Origin of the sequence: Bradyrhizobium sp. SZCCHNS1050, assembly GCF_032484785.1 — a bacterium.
Classification (GTDB): Bacteria; Pseudomonadota; Alphaproteobacteria; order Rhizobiales; family Xanthobacteraceae; genus Bradyrhizobium.
Map to the genome: position 1 here is coordinate 1,558,294 of NZ_JAUETR010000001.1, position 24,887 is coordinate 1,583,180.

The 24,887-nt window shown below is 60.1% G+C and carries 14 protein-coding genes; 2 read left to right on the forward strand and 12 right to left on the reverse strand.

Going from position 1 to position 24,887, the window contains the following annotated elements:
• Positions 1-106: 106 nt before the first annotated feature.
• Positions 107-1,296, forward strand: a protein-coding gene (locus QX094_RS07175) for an IS3 family transposase (protein WP_315826682.1) whose coding sequence is annotated in 2 segments (ribosomal slippage) — positions 107-356 and positions 356-1,296 — 1,191 coding nt in all. Because the reading frame shifts where the segments join, the coding sequence is not laid out codon by codon here.
• Here the strand turns inward: QX094_RS07175 and QX094_RS07180 are convergent.
• The 5 genes from QX094_RS07180 to QX094_RS07200 all read right to left on the reverse strand — a co-directional run bounded on the left by QX094_RS07180 (position 1,283) and on the right by QX094_RS07200 (position 10,477).
• On the reverse strand, positions 1,283-1,795 hold the full coding sequence (locus QX094_RS07180) for a reverse transcriptase domain-containing protein (protein ID WP_315826681.1): 513 nt from the start codon (positions 1,793-1,795) through the stop codon (positions 1,283-1,285). The two genes, QX094_RS07175 and QX094_RS07180, sit on opposite strands and share 14 nt — an antisense overlap.
• A 234-nt stretch (positions 1,796-2,029) precedes the next feature.
• The gene (locus QX094_RS07185; RefSeq protein ID WP_315826680.1) at positions 2,030-3,415 is read right to left on the reverse strand and encodes a hypothetical protein; all 1,386 of its coding nucleotides are present in this window, start codon (positions 3,413-3,415) and stop codon (positions 2,030-2,032) included.
• Positions 3,412-8,130: an AAA domain-containing protein gene (locus tag QX094_RS07190; RefSeq protein WP_315826679.1), complete on the reverse strand. Its 4,719-nt coding sequence runs from the start codon at positions 8,128-8,130 to the stop codon at positions 3,412-3,414. Before QX094_RS07190 ends, QX094_RS07185 begins: the two co-directional genes overlap by 4 nt.
• Positions 8,131-8,751: 621 nt before the next feature.
• Entirely contained in the window at positions 8,752-9,147 is a 396-nt protein-coding gene (locus QX094_RS07195) for a hypothetical protein (protein ID WP_315826678.1), read from the reverse strand.
• Positions 9,148-9,577: 430 nt separating this feature from the next.
• Positions 9,578-10,477, reverse strand: a complete 900-nt coding sequence (locus QX094_RS07200; protein ID WP_315826677.1) for a tyrosine-type recombinase/integrase — start codon at positions 10,475-10,477, stop codon at positions 9,578-9,580.
• Between the two features lie 144 nt (positions 10,478-10,621).
• On the opposite strand from QX094_RS07200, the gene QX094_RS07205 reads away from it, so the two are divergent.
• Positions 10,622-11,464: a 2OG-Fe(II) oxygenase family protein gene (locus tag QX094_RS07205; RefSeq protein WP_315826676.1), complete on the forward strand. Its 843-nt coding sequence runs from the start codon at positions 10,622-10,624 to the stop codon at positions 11,462-11,464.
• Positions 11,465-11,475: 11 nt separating this feature from the next.
• On the opposite strand, the gene QX094_RS07210 is transcribed toward QX094_RS07205, so the two are convergent.
• From QX094_RS07210 to QX094_RS07240, 7 genes are all read right to left on the reverse strand, one after another.
• A complete protein-coding gene (locus QX094_RS07210; RefSeq protein WP_315826675.1) occupies positions 11,476-12,417 on the reverse strand; it encodes a hypothetical protein in 942 nt (313 codons plus the stop codon).
• Positions 12,396-12,866 carry a GNAT family N-acetyltransferase gene (locus tag QX094_RS07215; protein ID WP_315826674.1) on the reverse strand — a complete coding sequence of 157 codons (471 nt, stop codon included), beginning with the start codon at positions 12,864-12,866 and terminating at the stop codon, positions 12,396-12,398. The genes QX094_RS07210 and QX094_RS07215 overlap by 22 nt, the downstream gene beginning before the upstream one ends.
• Positions 12,867-12,986: 120 nt before the next feature.
• Entirely contained in the window at positions 12,987-13,262 is a 276-nt protein-coding gene (locus QX094_RS07220; protein WP_315826673.1) for a hypothetical protein, read from the reverse strand.
• Between the two features lie 84 nt (positions 13,263-13,346).
• Positions 13,347-14,546 carry an IS256 family transposase gene (locus QX094_RS07225; protein ID WP_315714240.1) on the reverse strand — a complete coding sequence of 400 codons (1,200 nt, stop codon included), beginning with the start codon at positions 14,544-14,546 and terminating at the stop codon, positions 13,347-13,349.
• Between the two features lie 525 nt (positions 14,547-15,071).
• Positions 15,072-18,368 (reverse strand): DUF499 domain-containing protein, encoded by a 3,297-nt coding sequence (locus tag QX094_RS07230; RefSeq protein WP_315826672.1) that lies wholly within the window; start codon positions 18,366-18,368, stop codon positions 15,072-15,074.
• Between the two features lie 11 nt (positions 18,369-18,379).
• Positions 18,380-21,253 carry a DUF1156 domain-containing protein gene (locus QX094_RS07235; RefSeq protein WP_315826671.1) on the reverse strand — a complete coding sequence of 958 codons (2,874 nt, stop codon included), beginning with the start codon at positions 21,251-21,253 and terminating at the stop codon, positions 18,380-18,382.
• An 88-nt stretch (positions 21,254-21,341) separates the two neighbouring features.
• On the reverse strand, positions 21,342-24,857 hold the full coding sequence (locus QX094_RS07240) for a helicase-related protein (protein WP_315826670.1): 3,516 nt from the start codon (positions 24,855-24,857) through the stop codon (positions 21,342-21,344).
• Between the last annotated feature and the right edge of the window lie 30 nt (positions 24,858-24,887).

Consider the following 24,887-nt stretch of genomic DNA (forward strand, 5'->3'; position numbering starts at 1 on the left):
GCACTCACGCGCGCTCGCAGCCTCGATCGGGCTGTCGTCGCCGGTGCCCTTGCCCCTGGAGCTTAATCCAGTTTGAAGTTCGTTCTGGCCCAACGAGGACCAGAGCATGAAGCGCAGCCGCTTTACGGAAGAGCAGATCATCGGGATTTTGAAGGAGCACGAGGCCGGCGTTCCGGTCGCCGATCTCTGCCGCAAGCATGGCGTGAGCGACGCCAGCATTTACAAGTGGAAGGCCAAGTTCGGCGGAATGGACGTCTCGGAGGCCAAGCGGCTGAAGACGCTGGAGGACGAGAACACGCGGCTCAAGCGGCTGCTGGCGGAGGCCATGCTGGACAATGCAGCGCTGAAGGATCTGCTGGGAAAGAAGTGGTGACGCCCGCTGCGAAGCGGAAAGCTGTCGCACATCTCGTGGGTGTTCACGGGTTGAGCGAACGGCGGGCGTGTAAAGCCATCGGATGTTGCCGCATGACGGTCAGATATCAGACGAGCCGGGCCGATGATGCCGGGCTGCGGCAGCGCATGAGGGCGATCGCCCATGAGCGCCGCCGCTTCGGCTATCGTCGCTTGCACGTCCTGCTCAAGCGGGAGGGCTACCTGGTCAATCACAAGAAGCTGTTCCGGCTGTATCGTGAGGAACGGCTCGCGGTGCGCCGCAGAGGTGGCCGCAAGCGGGCCCTCGGCACACGAGCACCGATGACGGTGCCGCTGCTCTCGAATGATCGCTGGTCGCTCGACTTCGTGTCGGATCAGATGACCGACGGCCGGCGCTTCCGCGTCCTGACCGTGGTCGACGACTGCACCCGCGAGTGCCTGGCGCTGGTGGCCGACACCTCGCTCTCGGGCGCCCGGGTCGCTCGGGAGCTGGACCGGCTGGTCGCCGAGCGCGGCAAGCCCAAGATGGTGGTGAGCGACAACGGCAGCGAACTCACCAGCAATGCCATCCTGACATGGGCCGATCAGAGCCGCATCGCCTGGCACTACATCGCGCCGGGCAAACCCATGCAGAACGCCTTCATCGAGAGCTTCAACGGCCGCCTGCGGGATGAACTGCTGAACGAGACGCTGTTCACCTCGCTCGCCCAGGCCCGCGTTGCGCTCCGATGCTGGCAGGCCGACTATAACGACGCTCGGCCGCACTCCCAGCTCGGATGGAAGACGCCATCCGAGTTCGCCGCCACCTGCAATCCGCGTCGGGATCTGGCGTTGCGCTATGCCGAGAGCTCCGCGCCAGCTCCCGCCGCTACCACCGCCCGGATGGGCACATCCAACCGCCCGAACGAACTCAGACCTGGATAAAACTTGGGGGCAAGGTCACGCCCTGCGGCAGACCGCTGTCATTGCAGCAGATGCGAGTCAGGATCTGTGCAACGCGATCGTCGATCCCCAACGCCTCGAAAAGGCCGCAGACGCGACGCTCCGTGATCGACGGAAAAAATCCCGCGACGTCCAAATTCATGACGAACTTGCTTCGGAGATGCGCCGATGCGTTCGACTTTACCGACCGTCCGTGGACGTAACCGTGCACCGTGCGTCTTGGCCGATATATCTTGTCGAGCGACGAGGCTATATTCCGCTGAAGCATTTTCAAGCGGGTATCCGGAGCCGCTATCGGACGTGTCTTCCCGTGCCGCTTTGCGATGTCGAATTGTGAATACATGCGCCCGCGGAACCACCAGATTTTCCTGAGCTCCGCCGCTGACAAGCCGAGAAATCTCAATAGTTCGCCTTCGCTGGCGAACTCGTCCGGAAGATCCACTCTGATGGTGGCGCCGAACAACGCCGCAAGGCTAGGCACGAGGTCCCCCTCCAATCACGCCAGGCAGTCCGCAGGCTTGGCGCGCAACGATCCTTACTCAGACTTTTGCTCTTACGCCGCAGTTTCGACAGCGCGTATGCGAGGGGAGACCTCGTGGGAGCACGCTACCAAGGTGCGCAGCGCTTGAATACGTGCCTGACTGGTTTGCACACATCTTTGCCCGGGCGAGAGAACTTGAGCCACTATCGACATGGAGCGTGCTGGCTGCTCCGATCAAGACTCTGCCTCGCCTTGCGCGGCCTTGGGGTCCCAAAGGACATATCCTTTCGCGAGGCGTCCTTCGAGATCGACTTCCTTTTCGAACCGATCGATCATCGACCTGTCGGTGGTCGCGTATCCGATCGCGAGATCCGAACTCGCCGCTATGCCGACTCGAACCGTGAAGGCCAGCACGCTCCCTGCCCTGATGAATTCGAGGCTCTTTGGAATGCGACGAGATCGCATCGAGCGGCTGCGCTCGAACATGTGTCGGAACCTGCGCATCACCTCGTTGTCAGTACCGTGAACATCCAAGAGCGTCGAGGAAACGGCGCTCCCCTTCGCTTCTCCGCGGACCGCGTTGTGCACTCTGGTGACCGCCGTCGGCAGATCGGGAGAAGCCCCCCATGATGTGCCGGCGGTCTTGCCCCAAATAACGCTGACCGCTTTCCCGGCGGGATCGTTGTGCCGAGATGCCAGGAGCGCGATCGCTTCGGCATTGTCGGGGAGATAGATCGAACCGATGATGCCGCGAATCGACTGCGGGGCGCCGGACGGTTGCTCGCGCTCGATCCACCTTTCGATATCGAAATATCCATTTCGCCGCAAGTATGCGGAAAACCGAGGCTCGCCCAATATTACGTCGACGAACTGCAGCGTCGCGTAGTCGGATAGCGGAGTGATCCGCGCGTTTCGAGCTGCCGACATGCCTTCGAGAAGAGGCCGAAAGCTCGCGAACTTCTCTATCCCAAGACCGTAATCCGTATCGATGCGCGGCTCTTCGGATAGATCGAGCAAATCGGAAGTCCGATACGTCGACCACCCATAGCCGACGGGCTCGACATGCCCGATCGAATAGAGGTTCACCGAGTCCGCGTCTCCTATCCCCTTCTGCGCCCGCACGAACTCCCGGAAATTCGAGCTGAAGGCCGTTTCGGCGAACCGACGCGGAATTTCTATGGACAGCGAAGACGGTTTGACCTCGATGAGGTGGCGACTACCGAAGGACCTTTCGGACGGAAGGATGGTGCTTGCCACCATGTCGAACGAGACTGTCTCGTTCCAGGTCTCGATGGAAACGATCCTGGGCATGCCGTCGGAAGACGAGGAGAAGAGCTCCTCCGCGGCGGGATCGAGAGACACGAGATCGCCATCGAGAAGGATGTGTCCGCGCGCGCCCAGATCCTTCAGCACGACCTCCATCTCCCTGACCGAGAACCCGAAGAACCTGCGCAATCTCTGGACGGGGATTCGATCGAACATCTTGAGCAGACGAAGCACGAACTCGTCCACCACGGGAAGCCGACGATCCCGCGAGACATTGAGCACGAACGAGAATCTTCGGCACGGAATTCTGAAGCCGGTGGTATCGACCAGGATCCGATCGGCGTCGGCGGTCATGGCGCACCGGACATGATGATTTCTCCGGCAGGTCGCTTCATGTCATCGATGTATTCCAGGACGAGCCGCATCGGGCTCGTCTTCGCGACTCTTCGCCACATGCGCGTCGCGCCGACGATGACCAGGCGCTCCTTCGCCCGCGACATCGCTACGTTGCACCTATTCATGCTGCCTACGTGTCCGACGTTACCCTTGGCGTTGCATCGTACGAGAGATACGATGACGATAGTGTTTTCCTTGCCCTGGTATGAATCGACAGTCTCTAGGCGGATCATCTCTCGGTACTCCGGAGTGAGATCGCTTTGCGATAGCAGGCGTTCGAGAAGCACCCGCTGCTCCTTGTACATGCAGATTATCCCGATCGGTTGATCGTCGCCGAGGCCGGCCAAGTGCGTAAACAACGTATGGTCCTTCTGGATGTCTCTCAGGAGTTTCACGATGGTGTTCGCTTCGGCGAGATTTGCGATGTCCCATGGACTTTGGGAGTCCGGCTTCTCGACGTGGGACCGCTGCTCGGAAGTATCTATCCACGTGACGCTTGATGGAAGTAGCTTGTCAGCGGCGGGGCCTGCGAAGAATGCATCTCCCTTTCTGTCCGGCGAGGTCGTTAGGACGACGCCGTTCGGTCTATAGAACACGTCCGAAACGAGATCGCAGATGGACGGCGCCATGCGATACTGCTCGTTCAGTATCTGACCTCTGTTGACCCCGTACGAAGAAATGAACGCGCGCTCGAACTCGCTCCTTTGGATATCGGCGAGCTGCGCGTGCGAGAATTCTCGACAGAGCTCGCGCGTCACCACATCGTCGACCATCGGTTTTAACTGAAAATGATCGCCGACCAGCAGCACCCTCTTCCCCAACTGCAGAGGGACGGCGAGCTCTCCTGGAGTGCAGCGGGCAGCCTCGTCGACGATGACCCAATCGAAATCCGCTTGGTCGATCCTAACGCGGGTCTGCCCGAGTCCGACGCATGTGCCGGTAACGATGGTCTTCGTCTTCGCAAGAAACTCCTCAAAATTTCTCGCGCTGGACGACAGCGCCTCGACCCACTCTCGGGAGATCCCGAGTAAGCGCTGCATGCTCGCGGCGTCGCCTTCCGGCACGTCGTGGGACGATCTGAGGTTTTCGAACGCCATTGCCAGCGCGGCGGGATTTCCCGATAGCTGCTCCGGAATTCCCGCGCTCTCCATGATCGCCGCGAAGGACTTACGGACCGTTCGCAGCGCTGTGTTGAGGCCCCTTTCGTCGTCGGATTGATGCCCTCCTCGCGCCAGCTCGTCGAGCAGATAGTGCAGTCGCCGGGATAGTGACCCAGCCTGGCGATCGAGATCGACAGAGGCCTGCGCGTAGTCTCTGTCGATACCGATCGAAGACGCCAGCGAAGAAACGCGTGATCGCATCGAGTTCGAGAAGGAGGTCGCATACCGCTCTCTGACCGACGCCGTGTGATAGGGCTTCACTGCCGCAGTTATGTTTTTGGAGCCTATTCTCAGCAGATTGGGACGATGACCGAACGCGCGAAACGTCCTCAGGATCGCCTCGATGACGTTGTTGACCGCTTCGTGCGATTGGCTCGCGATCAGAACACGATCCACCTTTCGGACAACCGCCAACCAGTGGACAAAGGCCGCGATGAATTTCGTCTTGCCCGTGCCGGGCGGACCCTGCAGCAATCCGACCGGGCCATGGCGCGTGATGTCGGCGAACGCAAGCTTCTGCCCCGCATTCAGGCCGTACTTCTCCAGATCGCCGGGCTCGACGGGATCTCCCAGGACTGACGGCTCGGCCGCCCCTCCCGTGTCGAAGTATTCGAGCAGCCCCTTGACCGGGGACTCTCTCGCGATGATTCTGTCGACCGCGCGCTTGCGTCTGTCGTACGACGTCTGCTGAAGGCGTTCCACCAGTTGAACGACGTCTCCCGGCCGGAGGTGCCACTCGAGTTCCCTGATCGCCAGTTGCGACGTATCCGTACCGGAAACATCGAGACGTCCTATTCTCCGCTTTCTGTTCGGGACATGTACGTCGACAACGTCTTCCGGATCGAAATCGAAATTTCCCCGCGAGAGATCGTACTTCGCGATCCAAGTTGAGCCCGATGGCGACATCTCCGATGCGATAATCACCTCTGGAACGAGGTTCTGCTCGAGCTCGACCGATCTCTTCCAAAATCGACCGGTGTCCAAGCGTAGAGGCGCTTGTACGGGATCCGAAACGACCGTCTCGGCGATCGGCGGCTCGACGAGTGCCTCCTCGCCTAGCGTCTCCTGCGCGCTGTCTTCGATCCTTATTTCCGAGAGTACGTCGATGAGCCGCTCTATTTCGGGTGCGTTCGACCTCCTGAATTCGAAGCTTGCCTCGAAGCGCTCGCATCTGTCGCTCTCTCGACGCATCGTTTCGAAATCGACGGCCGTGACCTTGACCTCCGGGACCGCGTCCGGGGCCCAGACGATATTCATCTGATATCCGAGGCCGAACACCAGATATCTGACGAGATTGCCGCCGAACCTGTACGCCCGTGAATAATAGAAGCCGCCGTCGGACGGAAAAGTCACGGCGGCGTCGGGCAATCCTATCGATATCCGCGGCGCAGGTGGCTTATCGAGGCTCGTAGCGAGGTCCGTCAGCAGATCGCGCACCGTGTCGAGTGTCTCGATCGCCGGCCGCCGTAGTTCCAAAGACAACCGCTGGCGGCAATCCTCGATCCGGTCGTCCTGAACATCGCCGAGAAGCTCGAGAGCGATCGACACCGCCGCGAAGCGATCGATATGTTCGATACTCAACTGCTCCGCATTTGGCGGCAAACGAGCGGCGCCGACCGCATTTTCGTCAACGAACTCTCCGGCCTCGAAGAGCTCACCGACGATCGGGAAAGGTTGGTCTCCTTCGATCCGGACGAAGACGGCCTTCGTATCGAGCTTTCCGTGTTGCAAGCCCGCGCGGTGCAGCGCCGCAATGGCCGATATCAGCCCGCATCCCGTCCTCGTGGCGACCAGCGGCGACATTGCCTCGCATTCGTCGAGTCTGGTTCCCACAATCTTGTCGTAGGTAACGAAAGCGCCCATCGCCGACAGGCCGCATGGCCCGAACTTCGGTAGTCCTTCCGACCTGGCCTCGCGCAGTTGCTTTACGCCTTCGAACAACCGGAGCAGCGCCAGGTCTGATTGTGCACTGCCTCCGCGAAACAGCCGCGGCCATACTTTGACCACGATCTTCTCGGAGTTGGCGTTCGTCGATTCGTAGACGATGCGGGGCCCTTTGCTCAATTGGAGCTCGGCGGGCCACTCGAAGACCGGATTAATTTCGCTCTCGAACGCGTCGAGAGCCGAGTGGTCCGCAAGCGGCGACACCTCGGCGTCCGATATCCGACCGAATTCATCAGACATCTCGACGACCGTCGAAAAGCCGACGGATCCCGTAGTCCCAACGGCCCTGGCCAGCCAATCCGCGGTCGGCTCGTGCTCCGGAGAACGATCGCTCTGAGGTAGGCCGCTCTCTTCCGTCCCGTGGAAGAGGATGGAGCGCGCGACCAGACCGACATGATAGACGTCGCGCTGCCAGTCGTCCTGCAACTCGACGTCGGCGGGAGGGGGCAACGCGTAGCCCGCGAGTTCGTCCAACCAATCTTGCGGAAGAGGATCGTCCGGCAGACTCGCCGATGAAAAGCCGCCGATCGCCAGACGAGTGGTTGACTCGACCCAGATGTTTCGGAGGCCGAGATCGCGATGCGCGACTCGCTTCGCGTGAAGCTCGGCAACCGCGTTCAGAAGGGTCCGAACGAGCGTCACGCGATCGTCCCATCCGATCTCGTCGCGGGTCCGCTCGAGATAGTTCGGTAGTGCGAGCAAGCCTTTGGGCAAGCGCCGGAGGTCGAAGTGATGGGTTAGGATTTCGGACCGCGAGCCACCTACCACCTCGAGGATACGTCCCTCGGGAATGAGCTTGCTCCGTACCGCGTTCAGATAGCCGATGGCTCGGATGTCGCGATTGGCGATGAGAAGCCGATTGTCGGGCGTGTTGAGATGGGGCGACAGACGATCGAAGGCCCACATCCGCAAGATGGCCGAATGCCTGGGATCCTGCTTCAGGACCGCCCGATGTTCGGACCACACCGATTTCGGATGAGTGAATATGTTCTCCTGAACGACTCGGTAGCCGTCCCAATCGATGTCCTTAGGCTTGAAGCGTCGGCCAGTCCTAGTCAGACGGTCGAACTCGGCTTCGTACGTATGAGCCTTCTTCGCTCTCAACGGCTGGCGTTCGAGCAGCGACGTCCGCCGGGTGGGATCGACGATGATTTCGAGCTGGTCGACGGTGAAGACCCTCGAGGCTTCTCCTGCCGGCAGCGTCGTCGGCCGCGCCGTGCCGGTCATCAGCACCCCGGAGTCCACGAAGAAATGGAAGCCTGGAATGGCCTCCCTTATGACCTTGCCCAGAATTCTCGCCTTGTAGGCGACCGAATGCACCGCGGATCTTCCGCGAGGCTTATCGTCGAGCAGCCAGACGTCGCCGTTGCATGTGAGCACTCCATCCCAATCCTTGACCTCGAGCAGAAGCACTCGATCGTCCATAACGATCAGTGCGTCGATGTCGATCGGTTTCTCGCGGGGCGGAAGATATTGGAAAGACGCGTAGAGCAGCCAATGTTCGGGAAGCTCCGAGGAAAGCGCGGCAAGCGCCGGGACCTCGCTCGGCGGGATTCCCGTACTGTTCAAGTACCTGATCCGACAACCCACGACGCGCCTCGAGAAATCGTCTCAACCGGCCGGAGCGATCGGCCTGAGGCCGGAGCTCCGGAATGACCACACGTTAGACGCATGGCTGCCCACATCTTCCCCTACCGCCGAGCACCGCAATTTATTGGATCTCATCGTGATTGCCTGATTTTGTCGCTTGTGGAGCCTGTCTTACCGGAGCCACGTGCGGTTGAAGAAATACTTTCGACTAACCTGAAGTCTGCTCCACAAGTATTTGGCGACGCCAACCGATCGCAGGTACGCCACCTCCTTCTTAGTGTTCTACCTTCCTCTCGGCCATTCCGACCGCCGCAGCGGCGATGACCCAGGAAAAGCAAGCGACTGCACGCCGCAGCCTGCCAAAGGGAAAGCGAGCGTCGACGGCTGATCGGTGCCGTGGGCAGGGTGTGATGGCTCCCGCGGTGCAACAAGGACATCATAGAGGGATCTGGCGGTCAGTTGGGCGCTACGTCACCCAGCGCACGATTCCCGACGTCATGTAGATGACTGCGCCGCGAGGCGCGCCGGTTACCCGAAGGTAATCCTCAAGCTGACTCGCGTGGTCACGCATATCCTTTTCCGAGGATGGACATCGCCTTTTCAGTCGACCACGACTTCGGCCCGACCCGATTCGTATGCGATCGCGTCGATGCGGCCGGCAAGCGCCTCGTGCGTCGTCTCGAAGTTGGCGTAGACGTGCCACTCCGGCACGAGCCGTTCGCGCAAAGCAGCGACTTCGGGGAGCCGCAGCGTGCGCAGACTGGTCGCGCAGATTTCTGCGGGATCGGGAAGTGAAGCGTCGCCCGAGGAGTCCATAACGAACTCTGCAAGCAGCTCGCGCGCGCGGACGAGGACCCTCTCGGCGTCGTCGGCGAGCTCGCCGGTCAACGCCTCGTCCATGATTTTATGTAGCAGTAGACCGCGGCTGCGACCGGCTCCGATGGGCGCTTCTGTCTCGGGGGCATCGCTCGGCTCGAGGGCCACTGATTCGATCATCTGGATCCGATCGGGATCGTGGTCGCTGGGACGGATCCAAGTCGTCGGAACCGCGGCGGTCTCGATGACGCTGCGCTCCGCCAGAAATCACTCGGCAGTTTGTCATTCGGTGGCTCGGGAGCGACCTCGCTCGGCGCGCGGGAAATCGGGACAGGCCGAGGGATTAGATCCCAGGATACAGCTCGTCGCTTAATCAACAAGGTTGGTCCGAAGGCCGCCCCAGAACAAGCCTGATCAAAGCGCAACGGACACGACGAAGTCGAACGAACACGCAGCAAATTCAACCAAGTTCATCGGTAGCCGACCGCTCATAACCACTGGTTGCAGGCCCAAACATCATGACAGCTTCGCGGTGGGAATAAGGGAGAGCAGGACCTGGACGCAATGATCCCGAACCATCCGGACGCCGGCGCGACGCGACACCCAGAGTTCAAGCGGCCAATTGTTTCAAAACATCGGCTCGCTCCAGAGCGGACCTCAAAGCATCGTCCGACACGTGGGTGTAGATCTCAGTGGTTGCAATACTAGAATGACCCAACAGCCTCTGCACGAAACGGATATCGACCCCGCGTTCGATCAGCAAGGTTGCGGCCGTGTGCCTCAGCATGTGTGGTGTGACCCGGCGTTCTCCGCCCTGGCGGTTGCGCCGCAAAGCTAGCCGGATCGATTGCGGCCTCATCGGCGCGCCGCGGCGATTCAGGAACATATTTCCCGCAACACTTCCGCACTCACGATGCCAAGCGAGCATCTCGACCATATCGAACCGCAGCGAGGCGTCTGAGACGTAAACCACCCTTTCGCGCGCACCTTTTCCGTAGATCCGGATCGAGCCCCCATCCGAAGCGACGTCCTGAACGCCGATCCTGCACAGCTCGCCAACACGTACCCCCGTTGCAATCATCAATCGCGCGGCTGTGAACGCATGGCGCGTACTTGGTGTCGCCTGCTGCAGCTCAGCTAAGCTCGACAGCAGCGCGGACAAGTCGGCTCGCGTCAAGGATCGCGGCAGCCGCTTGCGCTTGGGAAGTTGTAGCCGCCACCTCACAAACGGGTCCACTACAACCCCCGTCTTGGCAAGTCTCTTCATGAATGCCCGCAAGCAGGCGAAACGCCGTCGCACAGTGCCAAACGCAAGTTTTCTACGTTCGAGCAATTCGACGAGATAGTCGCCGAGCGTTTGCTCGGTAATCGATGTCACAAGCGCATCATCCGGCAAGAACCGCCGCAGCTCGCCGAGATCCGCGGTATACGCCTCGATCGTATGCACCGACAGCTGCCGTTCGACGGCACAATACCGGATGAATTCCTCGACAGCCCCCCTGACTTGCATGGCACTCCTCCAACTCCCGAATTCTACGCGGTCAGACTGAAACCCGTCACTGTCGCGGGGTTGCATCAAGCGGGTTGGTTAACTCGCGAATTTCGGGAACAGGAGAGGCGCCCCCCCGTAAGAGCACATAACTCGGAATTATGTATGCCTTCCGACCTCCCGATAAGTGAGGGATGCCTCGACGAGATTGAGAGGGAGGGGTTTGCTATCCTGGAAGTCCCGGATGCATTCCAGGAACTCATAAAGGCGGCCCTTGAAGCGGGAGATCGCTTCTTTGAGGCCGATCTAACCAGTAAGCTTCGCGACCGACTTCCTCTTGATAACGGCTATCGTCCCTACGGGACTGAATACTCCGCCTCGAGCAGTCACCCCGATGAGGTCGAATCGTTCACGGCGAGCTACCGTGTACCCAGCCCAGAGAGCAAGCTGTCTCCGCTAGGAAACTCGCTGCACATGGCAATGCTGCCGATCTTCGACAGCTTTGAGCACGTAGCAGAAAACATTGTCTCAAGACTCGCAGTCCGATTTGAAAACTACGACAATCAGACAGATCTTCTCGGCTCGTTCAAAAAATGGTCTTTGCTTCAATTCAACTACTCACGGCCATCTCTCACGAAAGCTGATTTTATAAATGACTTGCACGAGGATGGTTGCCTTCTTACGGTTATGTCAATCGCCGAAGCGGGCCTCGAACTTCAATCGGGAAGCGACTTCAGGCCAGTAACGCCTTCGGGACGACATATTCTAGTCATGGCTGGCGAAATTCTGTGGCTTATGACGGCCGGAGCGATTAGACCAGCCTATCATCGAGTTCGAACGATTGAATCGTATTCAAGCCGCAGGTCACTTCTCTTCTTTGCCGACATGAATCCAGCCCGATGTCGTCCTTGGCGAATATCTGACATTAATCGAAGCGTGAACATTGGCGATCGAGTGCTGAAAAACTCTAAGCGCTTCGGTCTCTCGGAATGGATTTCTGACCAATAGCGGCCATCGGATCATTGCGCCAAACTCAACGCTTTCGCCTCTGGTAGGACTGGGCGCCGCCGTCCAATTTTCCTTTGCTTACCCGCATTCCCGCCCCAGGGCAGATCACACAACTGCTCCCAGTTCGGAACGCACGCGAGTCGCCGAATAATTTCGTCGTGGGAAAGTGACAGCGAATACAGCCTATAGCGATCACGTCGAGCTAATGTCCCAGGCGCCAGCTGAAGTTTGAATCGCTGTAGTAGCTTGTCACCTTCTTCTGTAGCAGCTAGCGCAAATACCAAAACACTTGAACGCCCGTAATATCTATCCAAATACTTCAGCAGCGCCCAAACGAGAACGCTCGCACTACGCCGCCCGAGGTACGACTCGGGTTGCTTGGCGGCAATGCCGGAAACGAAGACATACTTGGACGCTTTCATCTCAGCCGGGGGGAGAACGTCCTCGTGAGTGATCTGGCTTTCTGTTACACGGCCCTGCAGAAGGGACTCTCCGAATGTCTCACGTAGCGGAATAACATCGAAATACCCCATAAATTGACCCTGTAGGTCAGTCAAACACGATAGAATGAGAGGGTTCTTTACGCGGAGCTGTTCGAACGTTGATGCCTCGATTGTAATACTGCCCGAGTAGCATTCTTCGGCGAGTTCACCTGCCTCTGTCGCTAGCTTGATGTCACACGGGCAATGCAAAATGTATGAAGTGGACTGCTCCGCAGGCCCGATAACATCGTCAACCGCGACTTGCGGAATTCCGAGCTTCCGAAAGTGGAACGTTCCTGACAGAATAAATGCCACGAAGGCTAAAGCCGATGTACCTAAAAGTCCGAAATGGACGTCGGCGATCCCCAGAACAGCCGAGATGCTGCCGATGATAGCAACCGTGGTTGCTAGTGTGGACAAGAGCGCACGCTTCTTGAGCGCCAGGACGATCAGCCGACGCGCTTTTCCCATAGGACAAAATCCTGGCGATACCAATGATCCGGTATGGTGCAAATCTGCCGGAATCCGTTATCAGCAAGTCTTGCCTTAGACTCCACATTATCAGTCCGTGAATCGCACCATAGCTTGTGCACTCCCATTGAGAGCGCGCGTCGATCGAGCGCCTGCAAGAGCTGATCACCGATCCCTCGTCTCCTGTAGACAGGATCTACGCCAAACCAAGACAACCAGATCGTCTCATCATCCAAATTGCTTATGACGAATCCGACAAGGCTAGTATTGAAGCGCGCGACGAGGATCGAACTTGAATCTATTGACGCACTCTGACGAAGTCGATTGGCGGAGTACTTGGATATCTCCGAGGTCTTTGCTCTTTCATTGTAGTACGGCAGCGCGTCGACAATCGTCCGGAACAAGGCGCTGACGCGCTCCGGTTCGTCGCTATCGTCGGCTATCGACATTGGTGCAATGACCAACTCTGCAACTGCGGCTGCGTGCTCCAGGATGATAATTCCGAGTTATGTTTCATTGAAATGCACTCTATGCTATCGCTTTGAGAGCAAAAAACAATCCCTCAACCACTAATTTTGGATAACCTCTCCTCGGCATATGGGCAAGCCTTGCGCCTCGTCATCAACGGTGCGGCGGGCACCGCCGAGCTCGCCCGGCGCGTTAAAATAGGACAGCGCCGTCAGATACGGATCGACCGGATCATCCTGGCTCCCACGCGACAGCGCCTCAGTTCCCGACAGCAAGGTCGGCAGCGCAAAAACACCAGCTTCGGGCCGCGGCCCGGCGAGCCGATGCCGAGAGATAGAGCCGCGACGGCTATGGGGCACGGCAAGTCGCGAGAGCATCAATTCGCAGCCTGGATGAGGATCGTGTCCCCAAGCGTGGTGTAGCTGGCGGCCCACCGCGTTCGCCGGCTGGAGCCGGGCCTGTCAGCTGGCGATAGCCGTGAGGCTGACGTTCGGATCATCGCTCAATGGCGCGATGGTTTCCAGCGTCATGTAGCGGGCGCGTTGGACCGCCCATTCATCGTTCTGTTCGAGCAGGACAGCTCCGATGAGGCGGACGATAGCGTCCTCATTGGGGAAGATGCCGACCACCTCGGTGCGCCGTTTGATCTCGCCGTTGAGGCGTTCGATCGGATTGGTGGAGTGCAACTTGGTCCGATGCTGCGGCGGGAACGTCATGTAGGCAAGCACGTCGGTCTCGGCCTCGTCGAGGAAGCCGGCAAGCTTGGGCAGCTTGGGACGGAGCTGATCGGCGACCTTGCGCCATTGGGTGCGAGCGGCCTCGGCATCGTCCTGGGCAAAGGCCGTGGCGATGAAGGCGGAGACCACGCGCCGTCCGCTCTTGCCGGCATGAGCCAGCACGTTCCGCATGAAGTGGACGCGGCAGCGTTGCCAGCTGGCGTTGAGCACCTTGGTCACGGTGGCCTTGATGCCCTCGTGGGCGTCGGACACCACCAGCTTGACGCCGCGCAAGCCGCGGCGGGCCAGCTTGCGCAGGAAGGCGGTCCAGAACGTCTCGGCCTCGGACGGCCCGATGTCCATGCCGAGAACCTCGCGCCGGCCGTCGCTGTTGACGCCGACTGCAACGATCACCGCGACGGAGACGATGCGCCCCTGCTGGCGCACCTTCACATAGGTGGCGTCGATCCAAAGATAGGGCCAGTCACCCTCGATTGGACGGCCGAGGAAGGCCTTCACTTTGTCGTCGATCTCGCCGCACAACCGACTGACCTGGCTCTTGGAGATGCCGGTCATGCCCATCGCCTGCACCAGATCGTCGACCGAACGGGTCGAGACGCCCTGAACGTAAGCCTCCTGAACCACGGCGGTGAGCGCCTTCTCGGCCATGCGCCGCGGCTCCAGGAAGCCGGGGAAATAGGAGCCCTTGCGCAGCTTTGGGATGCGCAGCTCCACCGCACCGGCGCGGGTCTCCCAGATCCGGTCGCGGTAGCCATTGCGCTGGGCCAGACGTTCGGGGCTCTTCTCGCCATAGGCAGCCCCGGTCTGGCTCTCGACCTCCAGCTCCATCAGGCGCTGGGCCGCAAAGCCGATCATCTCGCGCAGCAGATCGGCGTCTGGGGTCTTCTCTACCAGCGTGCGCAGGTTCATCATGTCTTCGGTCATCGGTGGTTCCTCGGTTGCGTTGGCGTGTCGCAACCCGATCCTACCGGAGAACTGCCGGTGACCACCGCAAAGCCGCCCGCCCGCTACGGCGCTATTTGGGAGCGCGCGTCCGGGCGGCTTTGCTCCACCGAGCTACACCACCTCCGGGGACACGACCTGGATGAGCGCCAGCCAACGCCCTTTCGCCGTCGGTAACAGCGACCTCGGGGTTCTCCCGTGCGCCTAGCGAGAATCCGGATGTCGCGACGGCTCCGGGCTTCGGCCTCCGCTCATCCAGGCTAAGATTATGTTCGTGGTCGGTGTGCAGCGCGAGAGCGAGTTATACTAGATCTGCGAACCAGCATAACTGGCACACCCGAGGGAGATGACGAATCTGCCCGATCCGATCTTCATCAGGAGAGGGAGAGCTGGCGCTACCGAGTGTTCCTCGGCGATCAAGAAGCCGGTCGAGCTTTTCGGCGTGATCTCCAGCAGAAAGGAAAGCAGCGCGACAGGTACGAATAAATCCAACTCTGCCGAACGCTCCTATTCTTTCTCAAACCCGAAGTCGGTGATACGCAGGCTCGCGGCGTTGTCGCGGACAATGTTCTCGATATCCTCCGAGAAGCCGTCGACCGTATCGGCGGCGATATCGAGCACGAGCGTGATTGTCGTTCCGCGCGCTCGGTCCAGCTCACTGAGAATCGACTGCGCGATGTTGCTGATCTGGGGCGTTGGACGGTTGGGATCGAGCGTCACCTTGGCATAGAAGCGCCGCGGACGAGCGGCCGGTGTTGGACTCGTTGGCAAGGCACCAGAGGGAGATGGCTGCCCTGTGGCAATCTCGACATAGTTGCCGGCGCCAAGCGAAGGTGTCTGCGGCACCTGCTTGGCCAGTTGCGCCTCTGCGGCCTCGCGGCGAACCAGCAGAACGTCGGAGTTGAGATCGATGGTAACCAACTGCGCGAGCCTTAGGCCGACATACTCTCCCCTGGCCTCATCGAACTGTTCTGCGATTGCGTACTTGGCGTCAGAGCGAGCCAATGCCTCGCTTATCGCTTTGGCCAAGACCTGCGGCTCGCGCAGCTTCGAGAGATAGGGAAACTGCGCAAACCAGTCGCGCAACTGCCGCACGGCGACATGCGGCTGGTTCGGCTGCCACACCTTGCTGAGGTCGTTGTCCAAGACCCCGAGGCGCGCAACGATGAGTCCATCGTCCTCGCACTTCTTCCACGCCAGTTGAGCCAATGGTACCGGGTCATTGCCACGATTGGTCAGTGCAACGGGTTCAAGGTCAAACCCACGCGCCGCGTACGAGCTTCCGGGATGGGGTTCCTGAGGCAACAACAAGTGCTTCCACCCACGACGCACCGCATTAAGAGCCGCAGCCTCTTGTTCGCCGAGCTTCTTTCTTGCATCACCCTCTTGCGCCGGCGGCAACTGCAGAACGCCGTGTGCATCCCGCACGATGGAAGCCCAAGCGAGCTTCTTGCGGACCACGTTCTGGATATCTTCGAGAGTTGCCTGGTCGGCAGCCAAGAAGGCGAGCCGATTTCGATTTCGGCGCTGGCCTGGCCCCTTATGTTCAACAATGTCGGCCGCGAGCGCCATCGCCGGGGTATCCGGGTCGCGTCCCCGCTGCCATGCCGATGGCGGAAGGAGCACAAGCGCGGCTTCATAGGCATCATCGATGCCGAGAGGATCGTCGGGCGCTCCGTGTACACGCAGAAAGCCGGTTCCCTTGTGCCGCTCCTCTGTGCGGATCAAGGTAATGATGTCTTCCTCGACGTCGTCGCTCAATATTGCTTTGGCACGGTCTTCGGCCTCCTGGTTGAGGGAGGCGATCGGCGAGAACCAGTAATTCTCGCCCGAGCTATAGAGGTATGCCGCATTTTCACCAAGCCGCCGTAGGGCTTCGGAAAACTGGGAGGGCTGCTCCCCGGGAATCGCACAGGCGAGCCGGAGACGGGCAATTTCCATTCCCTTGTTCGTCGAACCGTGGGGCGCGGTGGCCATGAGCAGCGCTGTCGCCGCACGGGTCACCGCCCTGTTCTTTCCAATCGCCGGAGATCGCGCCTCGATCTGCGCCGACTTCGAAAGGTCTCCGGCAACTTCCTTGGAAATTACCGCGTCGTATCCAGTCGGAAGCGGTACGAGGGCATTGGTACGAACCTTATCATCGGTCAGCGGCACGTCGCCCGGCAGGATCATTGGCGCTGCATGTCCGTCGCGCCATAGCCGATAGACGATCTGCGCCATCATCTTGAGAACGCCGCGGGTCTTCTGAAACCTTTCGAGGCCTGCCCAGTCGGTCTGCAACATCGAAAACAATTCGGGATGCACAGGGTATGCGGCGGTCAACTGAACCTCGTAGGCGCGTTCGCGGACGCCGCTCGGGAATTCACCCGCGTTGTTTCTATAGTAGCTCGTGAACGCCTTGACGGCTTGGTCACGCGCCTTCTCACCTTCGGGGTCGAGTTCCTGGAACAGGCGGCGGCGGATGATCTCATATGTTTCCGTGCCCTGTGCCGGAGACCAGGCCGACTGCACACGGCCGAAGACCTTCTCCAACGCCAGCAGTGCCTCGCGTCCGCGCTGGTTGCCAACCTCGGCGCCGCTCTCGGGCAGCGAGCCGACCACAAGCACACCACGTACCGCACTGGCGGCCTCGGTCAGCGATTGCAGGAACGAGACGAAGCCGTCGTACGAGATGCCTTCCAGATTCCGAGCGTAGGCGACGACCTCGTCGAGGAGGATGAGGCAAGGAGCGGCCTGCTTCAAAATGGCGATCATCGCGTCAGAGCCGGGATTGGTTCGCGCCTCGTCCGATGACTTGATAGTCTCGTAGGCCTTCCAGCCACCGAGCTTTACCGCGATGAGACCCCAAAGGGTCTTGACCGTGCGCGCGCCCTCGACTGTGAACGGCTGATTGGCACCAGCCGCCGTACCGACAAATACGACCGGCCTCGAACGTATCGGCAGTGTTGCCACAGCCGCGTCCTTGAAAATGTCGGCTAGACCTGGAAGCGTCTCGGGGTTCTTGGCACTCGCCAGATGATAGAGCGCCAGCATGGTGTGCGTCTTGCCACCACCGAACGAGGTCTGCAGCCCAATCACGGGATCGCCGCCCTTGCCGGCCAGCCGCTCAATCGCGCTCTGCAAGACCTTGCGCAAGCCGCCGGTGATATAAGTGATGCGATAGAATTCGCGGGGATCGCGGTAAGTCTCGGCACCCTCCCCCCGCGCCACGGTCGAAAGATCAGCCGCAAACTCCGCTTCCTGGAACCGTGCGGCCATCACATCGGCATGAGGTGGCGACACGTCGCGCCACGGCTTCCAACTGTATTTGCTGTCAACGAGATCGAGTGTCTGCTGTTGTGGGGCCGCGATCGTCTTGGCGGCCACCTCGGTCGTCACACCCATGGCCTCGGCCATCGCCTTGGTCTGGTCGTCGAGCAACGCCTTGATGCCCGCGACCGATTTCGGCTCGATCGCGTCCACCACTGCCTGGATGGAACGGAGGTACGAGATTGCGTCGGTGTCCGCAATCGTACCACTGGCATGCGCCATGTCGTTCCGCGCGGCAAGAGCCAGCGAGACGTGATTGCGCACGATAGGCTTCAGTCCATCACGGAATGCGTGCTGCCAGTTGTCGACCATGGTCTTCAACAGTGCGTAAGCGTCGAGCGGCTTCGATCGGTCGGTGCCGTCAGCCACCGACAGGTTCTGCTGCCAGTTGCCGCGATAGGCATCGCGCATCCGCTTTTCGACATAAGGCTGCAAGACCTTGGTCAGCAGGAGGAGCGCTTGATTGATGCGCTGGTTGGAGCCGAAACCACTCATGGCAATCCCTCTCAACGGCTGAACAGGTCGGAGTTGGATTCCGCCAACGCAGCCGCGCGCTTCTCGATTGCATCCCATTCCTGGTGAAGCCGGTTGTAAAATCGGCCCTCGGAAGCCCATTGCCTTTGCTCGCAGATATCGTAAAGGCGGCGGGCGAGCGCGTGGGCAGGCTCCGCTAGCGCGCCCAGGCAATTGTACAGGGCCGCGGCAGCTTCGATGCCGCCATCCTCTGCGCTGAGCCGTTTGATGAGGTGCTGACAAGCTTCCCAAACAGTGGCCCGGCCGGCCCTTACCGGCTCCCAGTCGTCTGGCAATTCGTCACGCCTTAGCAGACGGGCGGCGCCTCCACGCGCCTCAAAGAAGCCGGCCTCGTTCATACCGTTCAACGAAACGTTGACCGCATTTGTCATAACGATGGCATCACCCGATTTGCCATTTTCGAACCCCTTTGCGGCAAACCAATCTAGCGCGAAGCGGGTTTCGCTGTCGTAATCAGCGTCACCCGACGAAGTGATTTCCTCGCGCACCTGGTTGACGAGCCTCAAAGCATCTTTCACGATCATGGATGTGCCATCGGTGTTAAGCACATTCGCGTAGCGCGTGAAGACCCCGATGCCCGGGCCGATCGCGGCCTGCTGAATGTCGGTTGGACCCACACCAGCACGACGTATTTCGGCAAGCGCCTCCGGCAACTCGCGTCGCAACGCACGCACAAAGTCGGCGCGGGTGATTGTTAACGCTGAAGTCTCGCGGCGACGGCACACAAGGACGATGGATGACGCAAGGGCGTTGGCCTCCTTATTGCGAAATCCCCCCGCGCGCTCTGTCCTAACCGGCCATGTTCCATCGATTGCCAGTCCGCAATCGGTAACAGCTTGCAAGAAGGTCGACCAGCCGGCCGAGGTGATACCATCCTCACTAGCCTCAGATTGCTTGAATGCATAATAGATCGTCACTGGAGAACTCTCCGTTGCCGCAGCAAGGCCTCGCAGCGCAAGCTTCATTCCGTTCAAGAAGAACGCCTCCGCTTCATCTCTACCACCATGACGATACGGGGTAGCTATCAGCTCCTCCTTCTTGGGCGTTAGCACACGACGAAACAACGCTGGGTGAACATCACTCAGCGTCTGTCGAAGCCGCACGTAGAAGAAGTCAGAGAGATCGGCGTAACCTATGTTGTCGTAGTACGGTGGATCAGTTGAGATGAGTAGACCTTCGCCAAATCGATTCTCGCTGGCATTTTTCGGTTCAATAGCTCCTGCAACATCAGTTGCAATCAATGCCGTATCAAGAACCTTGGAAACCAAAACAGTCATTCGCTCAATATTGCCCGACGAAGTTGCAAACGGATTAGCTTCCGCATAATCCCAGACCATCGGCATTGCCTGTCTACCGAAAGCACTCACCACGTGAAGCTTTGTAGGAAGAGCGCTCCACGTACAAATTGTGTTACTTCCCTCGCTCACTTTGTCGACAGCGAACGCCAAATACGTTGTCACCGCATCTGCATAAGCCGCAGGGCCTAGACCCCCATCGGCGAGACGGCGAAGATCGTCGGAGTAGGCGCCGGACCAATGCTTCTTCGCGTCCGCCAGCACCTGCCCTCGCGCCTCTTTCACAAGGTCGGAGAATGTCGCCAGAGCTGTGAGCTGACGCGGAGTAAATAAATCTCTCCACCGCGAAATGCCATAATTCGGCGTCTTGAAATCCCGAGGATTGTCCGGCAAGTCCTGTTCCAGCTCCGGTACCTCGGGGGGAGAGACCAAGGCAGCATTGATGTGCTCGTCGTTCGGCGGCAGATAAATGCGAGCCCTGGAACCCTCGGCAACGATCGCCATGAGCCGTACGCCCATGCGCCCGGCCTGGCCCTCCGCTCGAATATGCGTAAACGGCATAGGCGTGCCTGTCAGTAGGCAAACGCCTCCCCGTCGATTGACCGTACCTACCTGCGCTACTTCTAAGTCCGACTTGGTCGGCTTGTCATCGATCTCGAATACCCACGTCATCTTAGCGCGGTCGACGACCGGCTTAACTATCGCTTCCTGACCCGGTCTCGCCGACAGCACGAACGAGGAGGCTAAAGGCACGTGCGTGCCCTTCGCGCGTGGATCTGGGCTGGGCACCGTGCGCGCCCACAGCCATGAGATCACGGTGGCTTCCGCCTTCCCGTCCTTCAGCTTTGCCTTGGGATAAAGATGACCGATCCTTCTCTCGGCCTCGGCACGCATCCAGCGGCCGTAGTAGCGGACGTCATCTGCGAGGCCCTGGGCGCCCTTCCATTGATGCAGCTCATTAACCTCTGGATTCACCGGCTTACGGCCGCAAAATTTTGGCGGAAACTCGATCAACGCCTTGCCAATCAAAACGGCCACAGGGTTCAGGTCCGACCCCGTTGCCTTGAGACCGAGCCGTTGAGCTTCGAGCGGGATCGAGCCACCACCCGAGAACGGGTCGTAGACCGGTGGCGCGTTGCTCTGCAGATACTCAATGATCGCTTGCGGCTTCATCTGCCCCAGCGGAGGTAGGACCTCGCCCCGCCCACGGGCCACTGATCGAGCAATCTCGTAGCGAGCTTCGGTCAGAATGACCTCGTTGGTGGATGCCTCCCATGGCACCAGACGCTCAATCAGATTGTGGAGCCGATCGCGCTCGGCCTTCTGTAGCTCGACGGTCGGAAATTCCTCCGGGCATGAGCTCGGGTCGTCGACAAGTTGCGCAAACAGTACCGCGCGGCACGCTGCAAGTGGACGCCGCGCCCACCACAGATGCAGTGTAGACGGATGCCCATGGCGTATGGATTTCTCTCGCGCACTCTCTCGGTTGATCACCTCCAGCGGGATCGAGACTTCGATGAGCTTTTTTCTGGTCTTTGCGGCTACAGCCATCAACTCTGTTCCTCGTGAAATGACCCGCCATTGAAATTCGCGAGCGCGGTCCAAAATGTGGCTTGCGAATTCTTGGCGCTCTTTCGTCTCAGCATGGCGCCGTCCCGCGACTCATAAGTTTATCGAGGTGAAAGATCGTGGCGCAAACGTCCTGCGCTGGCGCGCTATCGAAGGGCTTGCGCACGTATATCGGCTGGTTCGCGACCCCTTCTGCAGTAATAGGCACGATCGCCAGGACGAAGTGTTCCTCGGCATTCAGCGCCACAATCATCTCATTGGTCGTGACCGTGATCGTGTCTCCGCCCTCGATGCGTCCCTTCACCTCTATGAAGAGCAGGTGCCCCGTGACGGCGTCTCGGCTTTCGATATCGTAGCCAACCTTTGCTGCCGACACGTCAATCGGCTCCCGGCCCAGCGCGCGCTCGGCCGCGAACACCGCCTGCATCGCAAGACGCTCGACCTCGGCCCGCGCAAGCGCATCTTCCGCGAAGCCGTCAGGCGGTTGGGCTGTCCTGGGTCTCAGCAATCCTATTGGCACGATGAGGGCCGCTCCCTTGACCTGCGGCGGCAGAGCTTGGATGTCGCGCTCCTCGACAAGTTGCCGCAGCCGCCGGTCCAATCGCTCCGTGAGCGTTTGCGCGTACGCCCGCGCATTGCCGGAATTGAGCCGGCCACCTTTGCCAGCCTGCTCCTTGAGGGCCAGTTCCTCGGCCCGGCCATCCCAGAAATTGATCTCGCGCTTGAGCCGCGCCTTCACCTCTCCCTCCACCCGATCCACCTCCGCGAGCCTGCGCTCGCGCGTCTCCCTGAGGTGCTCCGGCACGAGATGGGCGATCGCAAAATGCATCGCCTTCTTCTCGATGTCGTCCCTGAGCCAGTCGGCTTCGAGCAGCTGACGTGCGGCATCGATCTCACCAGATTGGAGGGGTCGAAAATCGAGATAGGGTGCCGGACCGGCATCCTGGGCGTTGCCATGCTCATCGAGCATAACAAACTGCATTCTGCGGGACGCGATGCTCGGTTGCCCATTGCGGCCCGGGCGGCCGTCGCGGATCGCGTGCTCCAGCGTGACAAGCACGCGGGGGCCGCGGCCATCCTCGTTGGCTTCATCCACCAGGATGGCGCCGCGTTTCAGGACGTCGCCCGCCTCCTCAAGGGTAACGGCGATCGTGACATCGAGCAGCCCGTGGCCCGGCGTGATGATCGCGGCCTGCGGCTTATGCGTGTCGCGATATCCCTTGTCGAAGCAAACGCGTTCGTAGCGCTCGGCGATTGGCACAACGCCACCGGCAAATCGATCCCGGTCGCGCAGACGCCCAGGGACGCGGGCTATTTCATAGCGTCCGGTCTCACGCCGCCGGATCTGGCCGCCGAGCCGCACGAATGCCCTTTCGAAGAAGGCGCGGATGTAATGCGGCTGCAAGCGTCGCGCCGCAGCACGCTCCATCTTTTCCCGGATCTCCGTGACAGTTCGCGGATCGAGCCCTTCCGAGGTCAACTTCCGCTCGCGGATCAGCGTCTCGATCTTCTCCGTGTCGACGACGCCATCGACCGCCGTGAATAGCTTCTGCTTGTGCTTGGGGTCGTCGCCATAAAGTACGGCTTCCATGAGCAGCTCGCGCAGCGGCTTGCCCTCGAACAGCTCGCCGAGCACGTCATAGACGCTGTCACGTCCCCCCAGCGCCTCGCGAGCTCTCTCCAGCTTTTCGAGCAGCCGACCGTAGACCTCACCTTCCCGCGTATCGGCCGAGACAAGATTCCAGAGGTGGCAGACCTCCGTCTGGCCGATGCGGTGGATGCGCCCGAAGCGCTGCTCCAGCCGATTCGGATTCCATGGCAAATCGTAGTTGACCATCAGATGTGCGCCACGTTGCAGATTGACGCCTTCGCCTGCGGCATCGTTTGCAACGAGGACACGAACCTCGGGATCGTCGTTGAAGGCCACAATGTTCGCCTTGCGCACGTCACGGGGGACGCCGCCATGGATGACGACCACGGCCTCGGATTTGCCGATGCGCTGCCTGATCTTGTCCGCGAGGTATTCGAGCGTGTCGCGTGGCTCCGTGAAAATCAGAAGCTTGCGACGCAGGCCCGTCGCCTCGTCCACCATCGGCGGCTTGTCGAGGATTTCGCCAAGCTGGCGCCACTTGGCATCCTGACCGGATTTACGAAGTTGATCAGCGAGTCTTTCGAGCTCGCGCAGGACAACCAATTCGGCTTCAAGCTCGGGAATGGTCTGGGCTGCAGTTGCGCGATCCGCGATCTGCTGCTCGGCATCCTCCAGTTCGGCACCACCGGCTTCATCGAGGTCTTGATCTTCGTCATCGTCCAGAACGGAGGGAAATTGCTCCTGCTTCTGCAGCCGGCCGCCTCGAACGATGATGCGCTCTTCGGCCAAGCGAGCTTCGAGCCGTTCGCGGCGACGATGCAGCGAGCGATAGATCGCCGCGGGGGAGGACGCCAAGCGCCGCTGCAATATCTGCAAAGCGAAGCCAACATTGTTCCTTCGCTTATCGTCTCCGAGATTGTTGAGGTTGCGCATCTCATTGCGGACGTATTGGGTGACTGCCGCGTACAGCTGCGCTTCGAGGTCCGAGAGCTGGTATTGGATCGTGGATGCCTTGCGCTCAGGAAATAGCGGCGAGCCATCGAACTTTCGCAGTTCCTCCTTGGTCAGCCGCCGCATGAGGTCGGACACATCGACCTTGCGCGCTCCCTCACGCGGGCGTCCTTCGAACCGGTCGGCGTCGAGAAGCCCCATGAAAAGCTGGAAGTCGGCGTCGTTGCCGTTATGCGGCGTTGCCGACATCAGCAGAAAGTGGCGAGCGCGGCCGCCGACCAATTGGCCGAGCTTGTAGCGCTTCGTATATTTCACCTCGTTGCCGAACAGGCTCGCGGCCATCCGGTGCGCTTCGTCACAGATCACGAGGTCGAATTCTGGTGCGGCCTGCAGTTTGGCCTGCAATGCATCTGAGCGTGCAGCCATATCGAGCCGCATGATCAGGTGATTGCGCTCGATGAAGGGGTTCCCGGTGACCGAGGCCTCGATCTGCTCTCGCGATACGATATCGAAGGTGAGATCGAATTTTTCCTTCAGCTCATCCTGCCACTGCTCGACCAGGCTGCCGGGCGCGATGATGAGGCAGCGCTCCAGGTCAGCACGAATGATCAGTTCCTTGATGAAGAGCCCGGCCATGATTGTTTTGCCGGCGCCAGGATCATCGGCGAGCAGGAAGCGCAGCGGCTGTCTCTGCAGCATTTCGCCGTAAACGGCTGTGATCTGGTGCGGCAACGGCTCGATTCGGGAGCTGTGGACGGCAAGATAGGGGTCAAAGAGATGAGCCAGCCTGATTCGTTGCGCCTCGGAAGCCACTCGAAAGGCCTCCCCGTCGCCGTCGAAGCTAAAGGCTCGGCTGGCCTGGACCAGCTCCAGGCCAGGCTCCGAATCGCGATAGAGCAGCACCTCTGCCGGACCGTCTGCGCCTCTGTAAACGAGGTTCAGGGCATCCGAACCGATCCACTGGACGCGCACGACCTCGACGACCGCCGGGCCCGCCACCCCGCGAATCTTCGATCCCGCAACGACTTTCTCCAAAACCAGCATAGATAGTGCTCCCGCCTCCTGGCGACGAGA

Coding starts and splice junctions, on each gene's coding strand:
- QX094_RS07185 (WP_315826680.1), bottom strand. CDS start 3,415: ATGACCGCCGACGCCGATCGGATCCTGGTCGATACCACCGGCTTCAGA.
- QX094_RS07195 (WP_315826678.1), bottom strand. CDS start 9,147: ATGATCGAATCAGTGGCCCTCGAGCCGAGCGATGCCCCCGAGACAGAA.
- QX094_RS07200 (WP_315826677.1), bottom strand. CDS start 10,477: ATGCAAGTCAGGGGGGCTGTCGAGGAATTCATCCGGTATTGTGCCGTC.
- QX094_RS07205 (WP_315826676.1), top strand. CDS start 10,622: ATGCCTTCCGACCTCCCGATAAGTGAGGGATGCCTCGACGAGATTGAG.
- QX094_RS07210 (WP_315826675.1), bottom strand. CDS start 12,417: ATGGGAAAAGCGCGTCGGCTGATCGTCCTGGCGCTCAAGAAGCGTGCG.
- QX094_RS07215 (WP_315826674.1), bottom strand. CDS start 12,866: ATGTCGATAGCCGACGATAGCGACGAACCGGAGCGCGTCAGCGCCTTG.
- QX094_RS07220 (WP_315826673.1), bottom strand. CDS start 13,262: ATGCTCTCGCGACTTGCCGTGCCCCATAGCCGTCGCGGCTCTATCTCT.
- QX094_RS07225 (WP_315714240.1), bottom strand. CDS start 14,546: ATGACCGAAGACATGATGAACCTGCGCACGCTGGTAGAGAAGACCCCA.
- QX094_RS07230 (WP_315826672.1), bottom strand. CDS start 18,368: ATGAGTGGTTTCGGCTCCAACCAGCGCATCAATCAAGCGCTCCTCCTG.
- QX094_RS07235 (WP_315826671.1), bottom strand. CDS start 21,253: ATGGCTGTAGCCGCAAAGACCAGAAAAAAGCTCATCGAAGTCTCGATC.
- QX094_RS07240 (WP_315826670.1), bottom strand. CDS start 24,857: ATGCTGGTTTTGGAGAAAGTCGTTGCGGGATCGAAGATTCGCGGGGTG.